The 17,391-nt window shown below is 49.7% G+C and carries 18 protein-coding genes; 12 read left to right on the forward strand and 6 right to left on the reverse strand.

The window, feature by feature from the left end:
- Positions 1–160 precede the first annotated feature (160 nt).
- Both ilvC and ACAN56_RS30300 read left to right on the forward strand, forming a co-directional pair.
- Positions 161–1,153, forward strand: a complete 993-nt coding sequence (ilvC, locus tag ACAN56_RS30295) for a ketol-acid reductoisomerase (RefSeq protein ID WP_038587276.1) — start codon at positions 161–163, stop codon at positions 1,151–1,153.
- Between the two features lie 108 nt (positions 1,154–1,261).
- Positions 1,262–2,803: a 2-isopropylmalate synthase gene (locus ACAN56_RS30300; RefSeq protein WP_038587278.1), complete on the forward strand. Its 1,542-nt coding sequence runs from the start codon at positions 1,262–1,264 to the stop codon at positions 2,801–2,803.
- Between the two features lie 113 nt (positions 2,804–2,916).
- Here the strand turns inward: ACAN56_RS30300 and ACAN56_RS30305 are convergent, their stop codons facing one another.
- Positions 2,917–4,050 (reverse strand): response regulator, encoded by a 1,134-nt coding sequence (locus tag ACAN56_RS30305; protein ID WP_081965709.1) that lies wholly within the window; start codon positions 4,048–4,050, stop codon positions 2,917–2,919.
- A 227-nt stretch (positions 4,051–4,277) separates the two neighbouring features.
- Here ACAN56_RS30305 and ACAN56_RS30310 point away from each other — a divergent pair, with 227 nt between their 5' ends.
- From ACAN56_RS30310 to ACAN56_RS30325, 4 genes are read left to right on the forward strand one after another with little or no spacing between them, the layout of a single operon-like run.
- Positions 4,278–4,844 carry an RNA polymerase sigma factor gene (locus ACAN56_RS30310; protein ID WP_052091868.1) on the forward strand — a complete coding sequence of 189 codons (567 nt, stop codon included), beginning with the start codon at positions 4,278–4,280 and terminating at the stop codon, positions 4,842–4,844.
- Positions 4,841–5,296 carry an anti-sigma factor family protein gene (locus ACAN56_RS30315; protein ID WP_379147534.1) on the forward strand — a complete coding sequence of 152 codons (456 nt, stop codon included), beginning with the start codon at positions 4,841–4,843 and terminating at the stop codon, positions 5,294–5,296. Before ACAN56_RS30310 ends, ACAN56_RS30315 begins: the two co-directional genes overlap by 4 nt.
- Before the next feature lie 28 nt (positions 5,297–5,324).
- The gene (locus ACAN56_RS30320) at positions 5,325–5,822 is read left to right on the forward strand and encodes a hypothetical protein (RefSeq protein WP_038587282.1); all 498 of its coding nucleotides are present in this window, start codon (positions 5,325–5,327) and stop codon (positions 5,820–5,822) included.
- 19 nt (positions 5,823–5,841) lie between these two features.
- A complete protein-coding gene (locus ACAN56_RS30325; RefSeq protein ID WP_038587284.1) occupies positions 5,842–6,930 on the forward strand; it encodes a DUF4097 family beta strand repeat-containing protein in 1,089 nt (362 codons plus the stop codon).
- 122 nt (positions 6,931–7,052) lie between these two features.
- On the opposite strand, the gene ACAN56_RS30330 is transcribed toward ACAN56_RS30325, so the two are convergent.
- Entirely contained in the window at positions 7,053–8,033 is a 981-nt protein-coding gene (locus tag ACAN56_RS30330; RefSeq protein ID WP_038587286.1) for an aldo/keto reductase, read from the reverse strand.
- A 186-nt stretch (positions 8,034–8,219) separates the two neighbouring features.
- Here ACAN56_RS30330 and ACAN56_RS30335 point away from each other — a divergent pair, with 186 nt between their 5' ends.
- From ACAN56_RS30335 to ACAN56_RS30360, 6 genes are all read left to right on the forward strand, one after another.
- Positions 8,220–8,654, forward strand: coding sequence for a hypothetical protein (locus ACAN56_RS30335; RefSeq protein ID WP_038587288.1), 435 nt, complete (start codon positions 8,220–8,222; stop codon positions 8,652–8,654).
- Positions 8,655–8,889: 235 nt separating this feature from the next.
- The gene (gene leuB / locus ACAN56_RS30340) at positions 8,890–9,972 is read left to right on the forward strand and encodes a 3-isopropylmalate dehydrogenase (protein ID WP_038587290.1); all 1,083 of its coding nucleotides are present in this window, start codon (positions 8,890–8,892) and stop codon (positions 9,970–9,972) included.
- A 248-nt stretch (positions 9,973–10,220) separates the two neighbouring features.
- On the forward strand, positions 10,221–10,760 hold the full coding sequence (locus ACAN56_RS30345; RefSeq protein ID WP_038587292.1) for a peroxiredoxin: 540 nt from the start codon (positions 10,221–10,223) through the stop codon (positions 10,758–10,760).
- Between the two features lie 222 nt (positions 10,761–10,982).
- Positions 10,983–11,390, forward strand: a complete 408-nt coding sequence (locus tag ACAN56_RS30350; RefSeq protein ID WP_038587294.1) for a hypothetical protein — start codon at positions 10,983–10,985, stop codon at positions 11,388–11,390.
- Between the two features lie 369 nt (positions 11,391–11,759).
- Positions 11,760–12,863, forward strand: coding sequence for an ATP-binding protein (locus tag ACAN56_RS30355; RefSeq protein ID WP_340894229.1), 1,104 nt, complete (start codon positions 11,760–11,762; stop codon positions 12,861–12,863).
- Positions 12,864–13,015: 152 nt separating this feature from the next.
- Positions 13,016–14,521, forward strand: coding sequence for a leucyl aminopeptidase (locus ACAN56_RS30360; protein WP_379147539.1), 1,506 nt, complete (start codon positions 13,016–13,018; stop codon positions 14,519–14,521).
- 91 nt (positions 14,522–14,612) lie between these two features.
- Here ACAN56_RS30360 and ACAN56_RS30365 read toward each other — a convergent pair whose 3' ends face one another.
- The 4 genes from ACAN56_RS30365 to ACAN56_RS30380 all read right to left on the reverse strand — a co-directional run bounded on the left by ACAN56_RS30365 (position 14,613) and on the right by ACAN56_RS30380 (position 17,347).
- Complete coding sequence (locus tag ACAN56_RS30365; RefSeq protein ID WP_179091809.1) at positions 14,613–14,759, reverse strand: hypothetical protein; 147 nt, start codon at positions 14,757–14,759, stop codon at positions 14,613–14,615.
- Positions 14,760–14,869: 110 nt separating this feature from the next.
- Positions 14,870–15,052 carry a FeoB-associated Cys-rich membrane protein gene (locus ACAN56_RS30370; protein ID WP_052091870.1) on the reverse strand — a complete coding sequence of 61 codons (183 nt, stop codon included), beginning with the start codon at positions 15,050–15,052 and terminating at the stop codon, positions 14,870–14,872.
- A 43-nt stretch (positions 15,053–15,095) separates the two neighbouring features.
- Entirely contained in the window at positions 15,096–17,108 is a 2,013-nt protein-coding gene (gene feoB / locus ACAN56_RS30375; RefSeq protein WP_340894223.1) for a ferrous iron transport protein B, read from the reverse strand.
- The gene (locus ACAN56_RS30380) at positions 17,105–17,347 is read right to left on the reverse strand and encodes a FeoA family protein (RefSeq protein WP_038587302.1); all 243 of its coding nucleotides are present in this window, start codon (positions 17,345–17,347) and stop codon (positions 17,105–17,107) included. The genes feoB and ACAN56_RS30380 overlap by 4 nt, the downstream gene beginning before the upstream one ends.
- Positions 17,348–17,391 lie beyond the last annotated feature (44 nt).

Here is a 17,391-nt window from a genome sequence, read left to right on the forward strand (position 1 = left end):
CTGGTTTGCATTAATTTGATAAGATCATTTTGAATTTCCCCGCTAAAGAGCGGGGACTTGAGGAGCAGCCTGAATCTCAATCCGGATCACCACCGCGAGTTGGCGCTCTTGAAGTACCCGCTCTTTACGATGGGTCCCAAATTAAAGGAGGATATTGACAATGGCAGTGACAACGTACTATGAACAGGATGCAGAACTTAGTGTGTTAAAAGGGAAGACAATTGCAGTAATCGGGTACGGTAGCCAAGGGCATGCCCAGGCGCAAAACCTGCGCGACAGCGGGCTTCAGGTTGTCATCGGCCTGCGCGAAGGTAAATCCTTCGAAACCGCCAAAAATGACGGATTTGAAGTATTGCCGGTAGCTGAAGCAGTATCCCGTGCAGATGTAGTGCAAATTCTCATGCCGGACGAAACACAGGCATCCGTATATAAGAATGAAATTGAACCGAACCTCAAAAGCGGCGCAGCGTTGATGTTCTCCCACGGCTTCAATGTGCATTTCGGCCAAATCGTTGCTCCTAAGGATGCAGATGTGCTGCTGGTAGCACCGAAATCCCCGGGTCACATGGTTCGCCGTACTTATGTTGAAGGCTTCGGCGTTCCTGGCCTGATCGCCATCGAGCAGGATGCAACCGGAAATGCCAAAGCAATCGGCCTTGCTTATGCCAAAGGCATTGGCTGTACCCGTGCAGGGGTTATCGAAACCTCATTCCGTGAAGAAACCGAAACCGATCTGTTCGGCGAGCAGGCTGTACTTTGCGGCGGTGTATCCGCTCTGATCAAAGCCGGCTTCGAAACTCTTACAGAAGCAGGATATGCTCCAGAAATGGCATACTTTGAATGTCTGCATGAACTTAAACTGATCGTTGACCTCGTGTATGAAGGCGGACTTGCCACTATGCGCGATTCCATCAGCAACACTGCTGAATACGGCGACTATGTAACCGGCCCACGCATTGTTACGGATGAAACCAAAAAAGCAATGAAGGCTGTGCTTACCGATATTCAACAAGGTAAATTTGCCCGTGACTTTATCCTTGAGAACCAGTCCGGCCGTGCTTTCCTTACAGCTACCCGCCGCAACGAAGCTGCTCATCCGGTAGAAGTAGTAGGCAGCCAGCTGCGTGAAATGATGCACTGGATTAAGAAATAGGCTCATATACTTAAGATTATTGAAACTATAGTGCAATCCTCAGATGCGGCCGTAACTTTTGCGGGCCGCATTTGAGGGTTTAAGCACAATTTTCAGGAGGTGCTCAGCATGCGGAAAATTTATGTGTTCGACACGACGCTGCGTGACGGAGAGCAGTCGCCGGGTGTGAACCTCAACACACGAGAGAAAGTCGAAATCGCTTACCAGCTGGAAAAACTGGGCATTGACCGGATGGAGGCGGGATTCCCTGCGGCTTCACCGGGTGATCTGGCAGCGGTAAACGCAGTGGCAAAAGCCGTGAAGAATGTTACACTGATCGGTCTTTCCCGCTCCAGAGAGAGTGACATTGATGCGGTGAAAGAAGCGCTGAAGGGAGCGCAGGACCCCTGCATTCATATTTTTCTTGCCACGTCACCCATCCACCGCCAGCACAAGTTGCGCATGGATAAAGCACAGGTGCTGGAGACCGCGCAGTCCGCTATCCGCTATGCCAAGAAATATTTTTCCAAGCTGGAGTTTTCACTGGAAGATGCGGGGCGTACAGAGCGTGACTTCATGGCTGAGATGGTGGCTATGGCCATCCGTGAGGGTGCCAATGTAGTGAATATTCCTGATACGGTAGGTTATTTGAATCCTTCGGAATACGGGGCTATTTTCAAATTCCTGAAGGACAATGTACCGGACATCGAGCGGGTTCAGCTTAGCGCCCACTGTCATAATGACCTGGGTATGGCTACTGCCAATACGCTTGCTGCGATTCAGAATGGTGCGGATCAAATCGAAGGCACAATCAACGGTATTGGTGAGCGTGCCGGAAATACGGCGATTGAAGAGGTCGCGCTGGCGCTGGAGACGCGCAGTGAGTTTTTTGATGCTAAAACTTCGCTGGTGCTGTCGGAAATTTCACGCACAAGCCGTCTGGTCAGCAAGCTGACCGGGATGGTGGTACCGGGTAACAAGGCGATTGTTGGTGCCAACGCCTTTGCCCATGAATCGGGTATTCATCAGGATGGCATGCTGAAGGAGAAGACTACCTACGAAATCATGACACCTGAGACCATCGGCCTCAAAGAGAGCAAGCTAGTGCTTGGCAAACACTCTGGACGTCATGCCTTCCGCGATAAGCTTAGCGATCTGGGATACGATGTTTCTGAAGAAGAGTTGAACGTTGCCTTCGCAAGGTTCAAGGATCTTGCGGATAAGAAGAAGGAAGTGTCCGATGAGGACATTATGGCGCTGCTGGAAGAGAGGCTGATTGATACGCCGGAAATTTTCAGCCTGCAGACGATTTACGTTACCTATGGCAATGAAGCTACGCCAACCGCCAAGGTGGTTATTAAAAGCCAGGAGGCGCAGCCGATTGTGGCGGTGGCCGAAGGCAACGGCTCGGTGGATGCGATTTATAATGCCATTGATCAGGCTACGGGCGAGGAAGTGACACTCGGAGATTATTCGATTAAAGCGGTCAGCCGGGGCAAAGACGCGCAGGGCGAGGTGCATGTCGTACTGTCGCAGGGTGAAGTGGCCGCACAGGGCCGCGGACTGAGCACGGATATTCTGGAAGCCAGTGCCAGAGCCTATTTGGATGCGCTCAACAAACTGCTGGAGAAACGCAAAACCTACACGCAGCGTGATCACGCCCAGCTGTAAAGAAGTCCAGTGTCTCTAAACAAGTTCTTATCGAGCTGTCAGTACAGTGGAATAATGTCTGCTGTACCGGCAGCTTTTTTGATTGCAAAAAAGGAAGGGGCATTCTAGAAGATTCAGTGAATGTGCTGCTTCCAATTATGATACCAGCGCTCAATATTTACGGGCAGCTCAATGCTGAGCTCCCTGTTCAGCAAATCCGTGAGGATGTTGTATTGCTCCTCTACCGCCGAACGTTCTCCTATGCGGTCATAGACCTTCATGAGGCCTAAATGGCCTTGCTCAAAATAAGGCTGCAGCTGTACAATCCTCTGATACACGGTCACCGCCTCCGGGATTTTTCCGCAGCCGATATAGAACTCGGCCATCTCCATCGCATGATGCAGCCAAATGCTTCGCAGGCGCTGGCGTTCACTTTCTGCCCACAAATAATCATAGTCGGCCAAATAATCGCCCGAGTAAAAGCCAAACCAATACTGGTACTGCCCATAGTTGCCAGCATTTATCGGCTCAAGGGAGAGGATTCCTTTTTCCCATTCTGCACTGTCTACCAGCTTGCTTCCTGTTTCCAGCTTATAACCTTCCCCGCCGCTTAGATTGCTGATCCGCAGATCTGTCTTCCCTTGCTTTAGGCATTGACGCACCTGATAAATAGTTGTATACAGATGGTTGGAAGCCTTCTTTAAACTGAAATCAGGCCACAGCAGATCAATCAGCGTGTCTTTACTGATGAAGCGGTTTCGGTGATGAAATAAATAGGCGAATAATTCCTGCCCCTTTGCGGTGCGCCAGCGGATGTCGTGCAGCTGCAGTCCGTTCCGTTCGAACCGGAGACATTGAAAACAACGGATCATTATTTCACTCCCGTTGTTTTCTTGCGGCTCCTGGTGCATTTTTTCCTCTACGCGCGAGAGGGTCTTTATCAGCCGTTCCCTTCGCACAGGCTTCAGAACATAGTCAAGGGCATGAAGCTCAAAGGCATCCACTGCATAGCTGTTATAAGCAGTCACAAAGACAATGCTCGTCCGGGGGCAGTGAATTTGAATGATTTCTGCTGCCTGCAGTCCGTTTAATTCGGGCATATCGATGTCGAGAAAGATAACGTCAGGGTTCAGGTAAGCAGCTTCGCTGACGGCTTTCCTTGAATCTGTGAAGGTAGCTACAATCGCAACAGTCTCCAGCTCCTCCAGTATCATCTTCAAGTTCATGAGAGCAAGCCGCTCATCATCCACAAGCACTGCGCGAATCATTGAATCACCGCCAATTTACTATGAGTTTTTAGTTCGGGTTGTTAAGGCAATCCCTAGAATAAGTTTGCTTTTGCCATAATAAATGAGGTGATTTCGACAAGAAAAGGCATTAATCCTTCAAAAAGGAATTTATCCTGTTGTAAGATATACATAATGGGCTTGAATGTCCACGACAAAAAAAATTTAAAAACGTTGCAGGGAACTCCGGTTGCCCGGCGTCTAACTCTATGAAGCTGAAGGAGGGGAGAATACTGGAAGAGACGGAGTGGATTTCTGCTGTGCTAAGCGGCGAGCACCAAGCCTTTGGGCATCTGGTCAATCGTTATCAAGGCATGGTGTACAGAGTATGTATCAAAATTACGGGAGAAGCCGAGTCGGCCAAGGATATGGCCCAGGAAGTCTTCATAAAAGCCTACAAGGCACTTCCCTCCTTCAGGGGGCAGTCTTCATTCTCCACCTGGCTGTACCGGATTGCTTACCGGACCTGTCTCGACTGGAAACGGGCAAATGACAGGGAGTGGCGGCACCGCAGTATGGCGGATTACACGGAGAATGACTGGGTAACGACGCAAACACCTGAATCTGCGGTGCTGCGCAAGGAAGCCTCGCAGGAGCTGGACGAGAATTTGAACAACCTCACAGAACCGTACCGGTCGGTCGTGCAGTTGTATTATTTTCAGCGTCACTCCTATCAGGAAATTGCTGATCAAAAAGGGATTTCAGTCAAAACAGTGGAATCGCAGCTCTACAGGGCCAGACAGATGATGCGTAAAAGCGGGGAGGAATGGCGATGAATTGTGCAACAGTAAAAGAATGGATGCCACATTATATCGAAGGCTTGCTATCTCCAGAAGTGGAGCTGAATGTTCGTCTGCACATTGAATCTTGTCCCGACTGCGCGCAATGGCTGGAAGAAGCCAGAGGGCTGGCGGCACTGTGGAGCGAGATGGAGACGGGCGGTGAGCCGGTGGATCTTCCCGAGTATCCCAATTTTACTGCTGATGTGATGTCACGTATTGAACAGCTTGAAACCGGGCGCAGAGAGCGTACCGTTAAATCGACTATGTCCAGACGCCGGACTGCACCGGGAACCTCATGGATGCATTATGGACTTGCTGCTTGCTTAACCTTCCTGCTGCTGCAACTTGGAGTATTTGAGAATCTGGCTTATGGCATCAATGAAATTAACGGGCATATGTCAACTTCAGTCACTTCCTGGTTTAATGCTCAGGGAAGCGCTAAATAGAAAAATTAACACTAAAGGAGCATATTAGATGATTAAAAAAAGACGCTGGCTGACGTTTCTGCTCGCGATGGTTCCAGGGATTGGCCACTTATATCTGGGATTCAAAAAGTTGGGCCTTCAGTATATGATTGGAGCATCGCTCTGCATCATACTTATTCCTTCCATGCCGACGGTATTTCCATTCGCCCTCGCGGCCTTATGGTTCTACCAGCTGTTTGATGCGCTGCAGAAAGCGGCCTGGATGAAAGTATCCGCCGCTGAGCATGAGCGGATGATGTTTCATCCAGACAGTTTCGGAGCGCCGTGGACGATGGGGATGCCTGCGGCTCCAGATTATCCGCATGACGATCTGAATCCGGTCTGGGTGGGGATCGGCTGTGTAGTAGTGGGTTTCTTGCTGCTGTTGATTACTGCTTTCCCATGGCTCTGGCACATTCTCACAGATATGAACATCGGGGCAATTCTGCTGTCGCTTGGTTTAATCGGGTACGGGCTTAGTATGCTTAGAAAAAATCCTAAAGTATAGAGAAATGGGGAAATGATCCATGGGGAGATGGAAAATCGGCAGTTTCACGGCCGCAATTGGCTGCATCGTGCTGGGTGTCATTATAGTACTTGCCCAATTTGATGTAGTAACGTATGACGCACTGGGTTTTATCTGGCCTGCGTTGCTCATTCTGTTCGGCCTGGAAATGCTGCTCAGGCTTTTCATCAGATCAGAGGTTAAGAGCCGTGTCAGCGGTTGGGCAGTTGTCCTGATCATTGTGCTGGTCGCAGCCAGTGGAGCACAGACTGTGCTGACCGGCGGCTCAATAAGCCGCATTCTCGGCAAGACACAGTTGGCTCCGCTCAGCGGAACCGTGGAGGTAAAGCCGGAAATCAAGAAAATTAAGATTGAATTGCCGAACGGGAAGGTTAAGGTTCAAGGTGTGGAAGGCAGCACGCTTGATTATGAAGGCAGCCTGGAGCTTCCGGGTAAATCGGCAAGTGAAGCAGCAAGTGCGCTGGAAAAGAAGTGGAAGGTGACGACGGAAGGAGACACCCTAACTCTGGAGCTGGACGAAGAAACGACTTGGCTCGATATTCAAATCGGTTTTAATTTCAAGGATCCGTACCTGAACGTCAATCTTCCTATGAATCTGGCTGTGGAGGTTGACACCGGCGATGGTTCAGTTGAGGCTTCAGACCTGAAGGCCGGCATTGAAATCGATACCAGCAACGGCACCCTGGATATTCATGATGTTGCCGGAGGTGTAGATGCCCACACGAGTAACGGCACGATGGTGATGAAGGAGGTCCAGGGGGAAGTGAAGCTTGTCAGTTCCAACGGAGCGATCACCCTGGGGAATATAGACGGCTCCTTAACGGCCAAGAGCAGCAACGGCAGGATTACCATTGACTCGGCGGCTACAGGCGACTGGGATCTCAAATCCAGCAACGGCAAAATTACCGCCAGCCTGCCGGCAGCAAGCGATGCAAAGATTACTGCCGACACCAGCAACGGTGCGCTGAAGGGAAATATCAATTGGCAGCGCGACGGCGATAACCATGGAACCGCCGTACTTGGCAACGGAACTCATAAGGTATCTTTATCAACCAGCAACGGTGCAGTGACCGTGGATACGACTGAATAACAAAAATAAGGAGCTGTTCCCCAGTAAGGGGGCAGCTCCTTATTGCTTTATAAGATCAATAGAAGGACAGGGTTCTGCCGGTCTGCTTCTGCCGATTGGCTGAAGTTAACGGCCCGCTGCGTCTACCAGGCGTAGGCTTTCGGGGCTTCCCCACCGGGTCCCGGGAAGATTTCATCCAGACGCTTCAGCACGGATTCCTCCAGCACAATCTCCAGGCAGCGCAGGGCGCTTTCGAACTGCTCTAGCGTCCGCGGCCCGATAATCGGCGCCGTTACGGCAGGGTTGGCCAGCAGCCAGGCCAGAGCGATATTATCCTGTGGCTCTCCGAGCTCACGGCTTAAATCGGCAAAAGCCGTAAGCTGGCTCTTGTATTGCTCTACACGTTCAGAGTTGCCGCCGCTGCGGCTGCCCTCAATCTTCTTGAGCGCATTGCGGCCAAGAAGTCCGCCGTCGAGCGGGCTCCACGGAATAATGCCGAGGCCGAGATTCTTCGAGGCAGGCAGCACCTCAAGCTCAGGGAGACGGCAGGTCAGACTGTATTTATGCTGCTCCGATACGAGACCTAGGAAACCGCGTGCTTTCGCTTCCATCTGCGCCACGGCAATATCCCATCCGGCAAAGTTACTGGAGCCGACATAGCCGATTTTGCCTTGGCTTACAGCGAGCTCAAATGCACCCCACAGCTCGCCCCAGGAAACCTTACGGTCGATATGGTGCATCTGGTACAACTCGATGTGATCGGTCTGCAGGCGCTGTAGTGAGCCTTCCAGATGGCGGCGGATAATATAGGAGGACAGGCCTGCTTCATCGTTGGGTCCGTCCAATTTGTCGCTCATTGCTCCGTAGACCTTGGTGGCCAGCACAACCTTTTCACGCCGGCCGCCGCCCTGCTTGAACCAGCGGCCGATGATCGTCTCCGTCAGTCCGGAGTTTTCACCCCATCCATAAATGTTAGCGGTATCAAAAAAGTTGACCCCGGCATCCAGCGCAGCATCCATAATGCGGAAGGCTTCCTTCTCATCCGTAATCGGACCAAAGTTCATCGTTCCCAGACATAGGCGGCTGACCTTCAGACCGGACTTGCCAAGCTTCGTGTATTGCACTCCGCAACCACTCCCTCAATCCATTTTGACGAACAACTGCATACTAATTGTAAACAACTTAAGAAACAAGAGCAAACACAGCAGCACTTGCAGAAATCAGTAAAAAATATATATACAAATTTAACCATAATGGTAGAATGGAGACAAGCGTATAAATACGCTTACATTTTCTAAAGGAGGAAGATTATGAGAAGAAAAGGCTTTTTATCTGCTGTAGTCGCATTAGTAATGATGTTCAGTATGGTGTCTTCCGTTTTCGCTGTCTCTTCCACCGTTCTTATTCCCAACCTGGATTATTTTGTCCAGCACAGCCTGAAAAATGATGATACAGTCACCTTCAAGTACAAAAATACTTCGAGTACAACGCAAACTGCAATTTTCAGAATTACCAACGTAGGTCCTTTGGATACGGGAACCGACCAGGTAACGGGTAAATTTCAAGGCAGCTATTCCCTTGTTTATGCCAACGGACAAACAATAAACCTGGGAACGATTGGGGGTTCCAGCCTGTCCGGCGGACTCAACAATTATCTGGCTCCGAATGCCTCTCTGGTAGTCACCGTAAAGAACGCCAATGCCAATTCGCAGAATGCTTTTAAGATCAGATTCGATAATCATTAATCCATCAATGACAAGCTTGTGGTAAAAGGGCTCTCCGGTCAGACGCAAGAAGATGACTGGGGAGCCTTTTGTGCGAACTTGTGGATACAGCACTTACTTCAAGTCTGGTTGACTTATAGGAGATACCTATCACTTCCATAGAATCTATATCTTTGTCCTTTTCCCGGCGGTATGATACAACAATATTAAGAAGAACTATGTCTGCGTGCAGCAGGCAATCTAAGGAGTGACTGGAATGAGCGAGGTTAAAAAAATTGCCGTAATTGCCGGGGACGGTATCGGACCTGAAGTTGTAGCTGAAGCTGAAAAAGTACTCAAGAAAGCGGAAGAGGTATTCGGGTACACCTTTGAAACTGAGCATGCGCTGTTCGGCGGCATTGCGATTGATGAACGGGGAACCCCGCTGCCGGAAGATACACTGGAAATTTGCCGCAGTGCAGATGCAGTGCTGCTCGGAGCCGTCGGCGGACCGAAATGGGACAACAATCCGAAGGAGCTGCGTCCGGAAACAGGATTGCTAGGTATCCGCAAAGCACTGGGGCTGTTCTCCAACCTGCGTCCGGCTGTTGTATTCGATTGCCTGAAGGATGCGTCAACGCTGAAACCGGAAGTGCTGGAAGGCACTGACCTCATGGTTGTGCGCGAACTGACGGGCGGCATTTATTTCGGAGAGAAGCTGCGCCGCCAAGGTGAGCATGGGGAAGAAGCTGTTGATACCTGCGTATATAACGTAACGGAAGTGGAACGTATTGTCCGCCAGGCCTTTGAAATTGCCGGTAAACGCCGAAATAAGCTGGCGAGTGTCGATAAAGCGAATGTCCTGGAAACATCCCGCTTATGGCGTGAGGTTGTGAACAGAATTGCTCCGGAATATCCGCAGGTGGAATTGGAGCATGTGCTCGTGGACAACTGTGCAATGCAGCTGCTGCGCCGTCCTTCCAGCTTCGATGTAATTGTTACCGAGAACATGTTCGGAGATATCCTGAGTGATGAAGCGGCTATGCTGACCGGTTCCATCGGTATGCTGGCTTCAGCTTCACTGGGTGAGGGCAGCTATGGCCTGTATGAGCCGGTCCATGGCTCCGCGCCTGACATTGCCGGCCAAGGTCTGGCCAATCCTATCGCGACCATCCTGTCTCTTGCGCTGATGTTCCGCACGACCTTTGGCTACGAGGAGGCAGCAGCTGCAATTGAGACCGCTGTGGCTGAAGTGCTGGATGCAGGACACCGTACGAGCGATATTGCAGTAGACAAGAGCAAAGCGATCAGCACAACCGAAATGGGCGATCTGATTGTTGCGGCGATCCGCAAAGCGTAAGGTACCACAGCTTACCTCCTTTGACTCAGAAAAACAAAAAACTTCACAGAAAGTTGCTTATTTATAATAATTATAAAAAAGTAATGAATGTAATATTGACTTTGATTTTGTACGATGATACCATTTGGTCTATAGCAATAAGAAATTGACCAACCATCATAATTCAAGAAAAGCATATTGCGCCGGTTTCCTCACGGAGCTGTCACAAGTGGTTGTTTTTCTTACATAATCAAAGGAGGATTTAAGCAATGGCAGAACGTTTGGTAGGTAAACCAGCTCCTGATTTCACTATGGAAACAGTAACGGGCGACGGTAAAGATTTTGGTAAGGTAAGCTTGTCCGACTATCGCGGCAAATGGCTTGTATTCTTCTTTTATCCGCTTGACTTCACTTTTGTGTGCCCGACGGAAATTACAGCATTGAGCGATGCTGCTGCTGATTTTGCAGCACTCGATACAGAAATTCTGGGTGTGAGCATCGACTCGATCCACAGCCACAAAGCATGGCTTACAACACCAAAAGATATGAATGGTCTTGGACAAGTCAACTTCCCGCTTGCTTCGGACATCACGAAGAAAGTTGCCAGTGACTATGGCGTCCTGATCGAAGAAGAAGGCGTGGCGCTTCGTGGACTGTTCATCATCGATCCTGAAGGTGAATTGAAATATCAAGTGGTTAACCACAATGATGTAGGCCGCAGCGTGGAAGAAACGCTTCGTGTTCTGCAAGCCTTGCAATCCGGCGGACTGTGCGCTATGAACTGGAAACCAGGTGACAAGAACCTGTAAGCCTATGTCTTTAAGCGTTCTTTGATATACTAATGAGAACCTCCTTGCGGGAGCAATTCCCGGAAAGGGGGTTTTTTGCAACAAAGAGCCCTCATTTAACGGTATTTCGTTTTAAAACGGGCGCAGAGGTTAATATATAGCCTGAAGGAGAGGAATCTCTCCACGCATCTTGTAATACAATAATACCAAATCAATGGAACTTACCAAGGAGGGTGAACAAGTATGAGCTTTTGCTGTGGAGCGAGTATGGTTGGAACTAAGGGAACCCTAAAACATTATCGCACGCAAGTCCATAATGTTCCCCTGCTTTTTTGTCCGGTATGCCACCGGGTAGAGGTGCATTACAAAGTCGAAAACGAGTATGAGATTCTGGCAGAGTATGCTCATGGCGACGGGGTAACCGATGTTGATTTTCAGGACTATGTGATGGAAGACGAGGAAGCGATCTTCGAAAACGTCATTAATGTGGAGAGTGAAGATCCTCTCGCCATTGTGCGGAATCAGATCGATATGGCGCTTGACCTGCTGGCTGTTGCCAAGCAGATCGAAGATACCAAATGGGAACGTGAGCTTAAGAAGCGCCTGGCCGTAATGAGCCAGCGGCGCCATCGCTTGCAGCAGAAAGCATAAGGTCACCAAGAATACGATGGGATAGCCCTGGAATATTTCATTACGGAAGCCTTCGCGGCAGCGAAGGCTTTTTTTTGTAGTATTCCTTAATAATGGACAACCTTTGGTACGGAAAAAGAGCGGAATTTTGTTTTGGATCGATATTTAATGTGTCTTAAGAATCATTTTAGAAATATTTTTAGGATTCGACAGTTTCTCCGATTGCGTTGTCTTCTTCTCTTGGATATGATTGGAATATAGTTGAAACGGTTGGATAATATAATACGATTTCCGAATGTTCTGGCGGCTTCGTCATATACTCAAATACATAGTAATTTGATGTCGCTTAAGCGTCTTCGTCAAATGCAGTAAAAGGGGGAACTTCGTATCGTGATAAGCCAATATCAAGAAAGCTTGCTTTTACCGGCAAGAACGTTTCAATCCGGATCAATGGACACTACATATGAGGATGTTCTGGAGCACGTTGACAGTGGGATATTACTTTTTGATGAAGAGGGAGTTCTAACTTTTGTTAATAAACAAATGTATGGCATGCTTGAACTGAACCGCCATTCTCTATTGGGCTGCACGATGGCCCATCTGTTATCCCACATCCAGCTCGGCCGCTTTAAGAAGAAGCAGGTACTGCGGAGTTATCGGGAGATGGTGCAAAAGGGGAAGCAGAGCTATGAATTCGTAGATGAATACGGCCGTTACTGGCGGGTTTCATTATGCTGCGGAGAGCAAATGAAGGGCAGTTATTTGTTTACGGTCAAAGAAATCTCCGATTACAAGCTGATTGAGCAAACTGCTTACCAGAATGACAGCCTGGCTATGCTGGGCAAGCTGTCTGCTTCCATCGCCCATGAGATTCGTAATCCGCTCACAGCGATCCGCGGATTTATTCAATTGCTGCATCCTCATCTGCATCAACTGGGCAAAGAAGAATACGGCAGAATTATACTGGCTGAAATTGACCGCGCCAATGACATTATTCATGAATTCCTGACTTCTTCCAAACCTTCGGTCCCGCAGGTCAGCATGATTCCTGTATCGGCATTACTTAAAGAGGTTGTCCTGCTTACAGAGAGCGAAGCCTTGATGAAAGGCTGCCAGATTAATCTCCACCCGCTACATGGCGATATGATCATCTCCGGCGATGTCAAGCAAATGAAGCAGGTGGTGCTGAATATGATTAGAAATGCAATGGAAGCGATTACAGAGCGAGAGGATGACCAAATTGGAAAGATTGAGGTAGGGGCACGCCGGGAAGGGGCGGAGGTCCGTATCTTTATTTCCGACAATGGCAAAGGGATGGATATCTTAACACTGGACAGGTTGTTCAACCCTTTCTTTACGACGAAGGAAAACGGGACGGGGCTTGGGCTGTCCGTAAGTGACAGGATCATCAAAAATCATGGCGGCTGCATCTCTGTCAGCAGCAGAGTCAACGAAGGCACCCGGTTTGTCATTTCTTTGCCGCTTATTCAGTAAAAGGGGGTTCTGGGCGGATTTTTGGACAATACTGAGTTATACTTAATAAGCGAAAGAGGCTGATTCCTGCATTGCACAGCTTAGTGCAGGAATCAGCCTTATCTGCGTTATTAGACGGATTATTAAAATGGAAGATGATTGGAGGGGTTCTATTGAATATTGAATGGAGCTGCGGCGGTTCAATAGCTGCCATAAAGGGCGATGTTCTTTGCTATATAGTCTCACAAACTGAAATTGAGGCGGGCAGTCTTGCAACAGAGTGGAAGGAGCGAATGAATCCTCTGGTCAAAGCCGGGATTTTTACGGGCAAGCTGAATCAGACCTATACACTGCCTGCAGGGGAGGCATTTGAAATTCCTGTCATTCTGCTGGCGGGGAGCGGCAGCGGAGATTTGGATGCAGAGGAGATCAGGGTGCTGGCGGCCCAAGTATCCCGGGCTGTATTACGGTTAAAGGCGGCAACACTCGTGATCCAGTTACCTGCCGGCTTAAAGGTGAAAGAGCCGGAAATGACTGCTCAGGCGCTTACAGAGGGCTTTGTACTGGGGGCGTACCAGCGCAAACATTATAAGCAGGAGCAGCCTCCGTTTGCAGGGTTGACCTCCATTACATTCCATAGTGAGCTTAAGGTGGAAGAAGCTGAGGGGAATAGCTGGAGTCAGGGGATCGAGCGGGGGCTGGCCTTTGGCGAAGCAACCAATTTGGCCCGGGACCTAACTAACCTTCCCGGCAATCAGCTGACACCGTCTGCGCTTGCGGCCGCGGCGATTGATGTGGCTGAACGTTATGGATTTCCCGCTGAAGTGCTGGATGAACGGGAGATTGAACAGAAGGGCATGGGAGGCTTGCTTGCTGTCGGCAAAGGCAGCATTCATCCGCCGCGGATGATCGTCATTCGTTATCAGGGAACAAACGAGTGGAAGGACGTCGTGGGAATTGTCGGCAAGGGCATCACTTTCGATACCGGCGGCATTTCACTAAAGAGAGCACCAGGCATGGAAGAAATGATCAGCGATATGGGCGGTGCGGCAGCCGTGCTTGGGGTCACAGAGGCGCTGGGCAGGTTGCGCCCGAAGCTCAATGCCGTAATAGTGATTCCTTCTGCCGAAAATATGCCTTCAGCCAGTGCTTTTAAGCCAGGTGATGTTGTGACCTCTCTCAGTGGAAGAACCATTGAAGTGCTAAATACCGATGCCGAAGGCCGGATAGTACTGGGAGACGGACTTACCTATGCCCGGGAGTGGGGAGCGGAACGGTTTATAGACGTAGCTACCCTCACAGGGGCTGTGTTGTCCATACTGGGGGATGTTGCCACAGCAGCCGTTACCAATGACCAGACCTTTATGCAGGAGCTCCTGGAGGCTTCCAGGTTGTCCGGGGAGAAGATATGGCAGCTGCCGGTGTATCCCGAGTTCCGTGAGATGCTGAAAAGCGAGGTCGCGGATGTCCGCAATGCTGCCGGGAGATTCGGGGGGGCCACAACAGCCGGATTATTTATCGGCGAGTTCGCTGAAGGCCTGCCCTGGATTCACTTGGACATTGCCGGAACGGCATTCCTCTCCAGGGAGCGGGGGGTTAATCCCAAAGGTGCCACGGGTGTAATGGTCCGGACGTTGCTGGAATATCTGCTGGGAATAAGTCAGCAGCCCCATTCCTAGAGGATGATCTCATCAAACAAAAAGCCGTAAAATTCCATCATACGGAGCTCTACGGCTTTTCCAATGCTGATCATTCATCCGGCAGAGCGGCCTATACGGTTCTGCTGGATTTTTTGGCTTTTACTTGAGAAGTAAAGGACTGTATACCGTTCATGATTTTGTCACGGGTATTTTTATTTTTCAGTAAATAGGCTGCTCCCAATGCTACCGTGGTAAATAACGTTTTTTTGGTGTTCATGGTTATTCCTCCTTGGGTATTGGTCTTCGTTGCAGTTGCTTATAACAAACATACCCGTATGACGGGGAATTCAAACCCGTATATTTCTTCCTGTCCGTCCGTGCTTACGGTTAAAGCTTGTTATTGGCTGCTCCTCCACCGCAGGAGAACGGAGAGTCCAGGGATGCTGCCGAGCAGGTTTTTCCCTTGTCACAGCCAGCACAAGCCCCCTGTTTGCCCTTTTGAACATGCCGGTAAATCATCCAGCCGGAGTAACCAAACACAGCCGCTATAATTAAAATATTTATTATCATTGCCAAGCCCCGCTTTCATCAAGAAATCTGTTTGTTGCAGATTCTACGACCATCCCAATAAACGTCCGCCCTGGAAAATAACCAGAGATACGATATATGCCAGTACGAGGGAGTAGCCCATGGAGAAGAAGGTCCACTTCCAGGACGCTGTTTCCTTCTTAATAACCCCTACAGTAGCCAGACAAGGAATATACAACAGGATAAAGGCCATGAAGCTGATTGAGCTTAGCGGAGTAAAGACTTGGGAAATTTGTCCTTCCAGTCCAGCAGCATCCGGAGCATGATAAATGATGTTCATGGTAGATACTACGACCTCTTTGGCCAGGAATCCGGGTACAAGCGTTGAGCCTGCCTGCCAGGTCCCAAAGCCAAGCGGGGATAGCAGTGGTGCAATCATTCCCCCGAATTTTGCCAGGAAACTGTGATCCATTTCAACGTTGAATCCGCCAGGACCTGCGTAAGACATCAGCCAAATAATTACCGAGCCGGCGAGGATAATAGTTCCCGCCTTGCGCAGAAAGCCCTTGCCCTTCTCCCAGGTACTGCGGCCAAGCGCTTTGAGCTGCGGCATCCGGTAAGGAGGAAGTTCGATAATAAAGATGGACGATTCATTCTTAAACAGATGTTTGGAGAACAGCTTACATAGGATTAGGGCAAATACGACACCCATAACATACATTGCCAGTACGGCAGTGGCCTGCTGGGCCGGAAAGAAAACCGCTGCAAACAGCAGGTATACCGGAAGTCTTGCTGAGCAGGACATGAGCGGCATCAGCAGTGTGGTCAGCATACGGTCTTTGGGCTGTTCAATACTGCGCGCAGCCATAATGGCCGGCACATTGCAGCCGAAGCCGATAATGAACGGGATGAAGGCTTTGCCGTTAAGACCCATCCGCTCCATCGTGCTGTCCATCAACAGGCAGACACGCGCCATGTAACCGGAGTCCTCGAGGAAGGAGATCATCAGGAACAGGATGAAGATCTGTGGAACGAAAACAACTACACCACCAACACCGCCGATAATACCGTCTACAATAAGCGCATGCGTGAAGCCGGAAGCTCCAATCGTTTGAAGCAGGGAAGTGGCGCCTTCACTGATCGGACCGGAAATCCATCCGTCTACAATATCCGATAAAGGTCCGCCTACCCAGTCAAAGGTTGTTTTGAACATCGCGTACATAAAGGCGATAAACAGAGGTAATCCCAAGAAACGGTGTGTCAAAATGGAGTCGAGTCTTTCCGTCAGATTATGCGGTTTCTGTGCTGTTGTATCCATCGCCGCCAGACATACGGCACGAATATAATCCATACGGATTGAACGAATCCATTGCGGAAGGGTCAACGCCAGCTTCTTGTTCTGTAGTTCGCTTTGACAGTTGTCGCAAATCATCAGCAGGCGGTCCGTATTTACACGTTTCTTGAGCAGTTCAAGGACGACAGGATTTTGTTCCATCAGTTGGAGCGCGACCCAGCGGCGGTTTGGTAAACCCGGGGTATGCTGTAATTCCTGCTCAATCGAAGAAATGGCCGCTTCAGCCAATTCACCATAATCAAGTTTGAAGTTGACCGGGGGAATTGTCGTTCTTTTCTCCAGAACACTGAGCACTTGTCCGCTTCCTTTGCCGGTTCTGGCGATCAGGGGCAGCACGGTAATGCCGAGACGCTCTTGCAATATTTCATGATCTACAACAATGCCCCGTGCTTTGGCGACGTCGATCATATTCAGACCGAGCACGGTAGGTTTGCCGTATTCCAGCAATTGCAGGGTAAGCAGCAGGTTCCGTTCCAGCTGGGAGGCATCCACAATATTGATCAGGGCCTCTGGCGATTCATCGATCAGGTATTGGGCAGCTACCCCCTCATCCCGGGAGAGCGGATGCAGCGAATAGATTCCGGGCAGGTCGATCAGCTTTCCTGCACCGTTTTTCAGGCTGCCGACTTTTTTCTCCACGGTTACACCGGCCCAGTTCCCTACATATTCATAGGAAGAAGTAAGTGTATTAAAAAGTGAGGTTTTCCCTGTATTGGGATTTCCCAAAAGTGCTATTGAACTCATGATACATTCACCTCAATGCGGGAGGCTTCCTTCCGCCGAATGGCAAATAGCTGGCCGTTGCACTCCAGAGTAACAGGCCCCCAGAAAGGTCCTTTTCCCTTGAGCCGGATATTAACGCCTTCGGACACCCCTAGATCAGCCAGACGGCGCCGTAATATGGGGTTCATTCCTTCTATTTTATGGATGGAGCCTGTAGAGCCCGGTTGTAAACGCAGTAAGGAGCAGGATGTAGAAGCCATTTTCTATCCCTCCGAGAGAGACTGATAATCAATCTCATTCATTT

It is taken from the genome of Paenibacillus paludis (genome assembly GCF_042610515.1).
Classification (GTDB): Bacteria; Bacillota; Bacilli; order Paenibacillales; family Paenibacillaceae; genus Paenibacillus_AQ.

What these genes read in the sequence shown, in the direction of transcription:
- ilvC (WP_038587276.1), top strand. Translation starts at nt 161, where the DNA reads ATGGCAGTGACAACGTACTATGAACAGGATGCAGAACTTAGTGTGTTA.
- ACAN56_RS30300 (WP_038587278.1), top strand. Translation starts at nt 1,262, where the DNA reads ATGCGGAAAATTTATGTGTTCGACACGACGCTGCGTGACGGAGAGCAG.
- ACAN56_RS30305 (WP_081965709.1), bottom strand. Translation starts at nt 4,050, where the DNA reads ATGATTCGCGCAGTGCTTGTGGATGATGAGCGGCTTGCTCTCATGAAC.
- ACAN56_RS30310 (WP_052091868.1), top strand. Translation starts at nt 4,278, where the DNA reads ATGAAGCTGAAGGAGGGGAGAATACTGGAAGAGACGGAGTGGATTTCT.
- ACAN56_RS30315 (WP_379147534.1), top strand. Translation starts at nt 4,841, where the DNA reads ATGAATTGTGCAACAGTAAAAGAATGGATGCCACATTATATCGAAGGC.
- ACAN56_RS30320 (WP_038587282.1), top strand. Translation starts at nt 5,325, where the DNA reads ATGATTAAAAAAAGACGCTGGCTGACGTTTCTGCTCGCGATGGTTCCA.
- ACAN56_RS30325 (WP_038587284.1), top strand. Translation starts at nt 5,842, where the DNA reads ATGGGGAGATGGAAAATCGGCAGTTTCACGGCCGCAATTGGCTGCATC.
- ACAN56_RS30335 (WP_038587288.1), top strand. Translation starts at nt 8,220, where the DNA reads ATGAGAAGAAAAGGCTTTTTATCTGCTGTAGTCGCATTAGTAATGATG.
- leuB (WP_038587290.1), top strand. Translation starts at nt 8,890, where the DNA reads ATGAGCGAGGTTAAAAAAATTGCCGTAATTGCCGGGGACGGTATCGGA.
- ACAN56_RS30345 (WP_038587292.1), top strand. Translation starts at nt 10,221, where the DNA reads ATGGCAGAACGTTTGGTAGGTAAACCAGCTCCTGATTTCACTATGGAA.
- ACAN56_RS30350 (WP_038587294.1), top strand. Translation starts at nt 10,983, where the DNA reads ATGAGCTTTTGCTGTGGAGCGAGTATGGTTGGAACTAAGGGAACCCTA.
- ACAN56_RS30365 (WP_179091809.1), bottom strand. Translation starts at nt 14,759, where the DNA reads ATGAACACCAAAAAAACGTTATTTACCACGGTAGCATTGGGAGCAGCC.
- ACAN56_RS30370 (WP_052091870.1), bottom strand. Translation starts at nt 15,052, where the DNA reads ATGATAATAAATATTTTAATTATAGCGGCTGTGTTTGGTTACTCCGGC.
- feoB (WP_340894223.1), bottom strand. Translation starts at nt 17,108, where the DNA reads ATGAGTTCAATAGCACTTTTGGGAAATCCCAATACAGGGAAAACCTCA.
- ACAN56_RS30380 (WP_038587302.1), bottom strand. Translation starts at nt 17,347, where the DNA reads ATGGCTTCTACATCCTGCTCCTTACTGCGTTTACAACCGGGCTCTACA.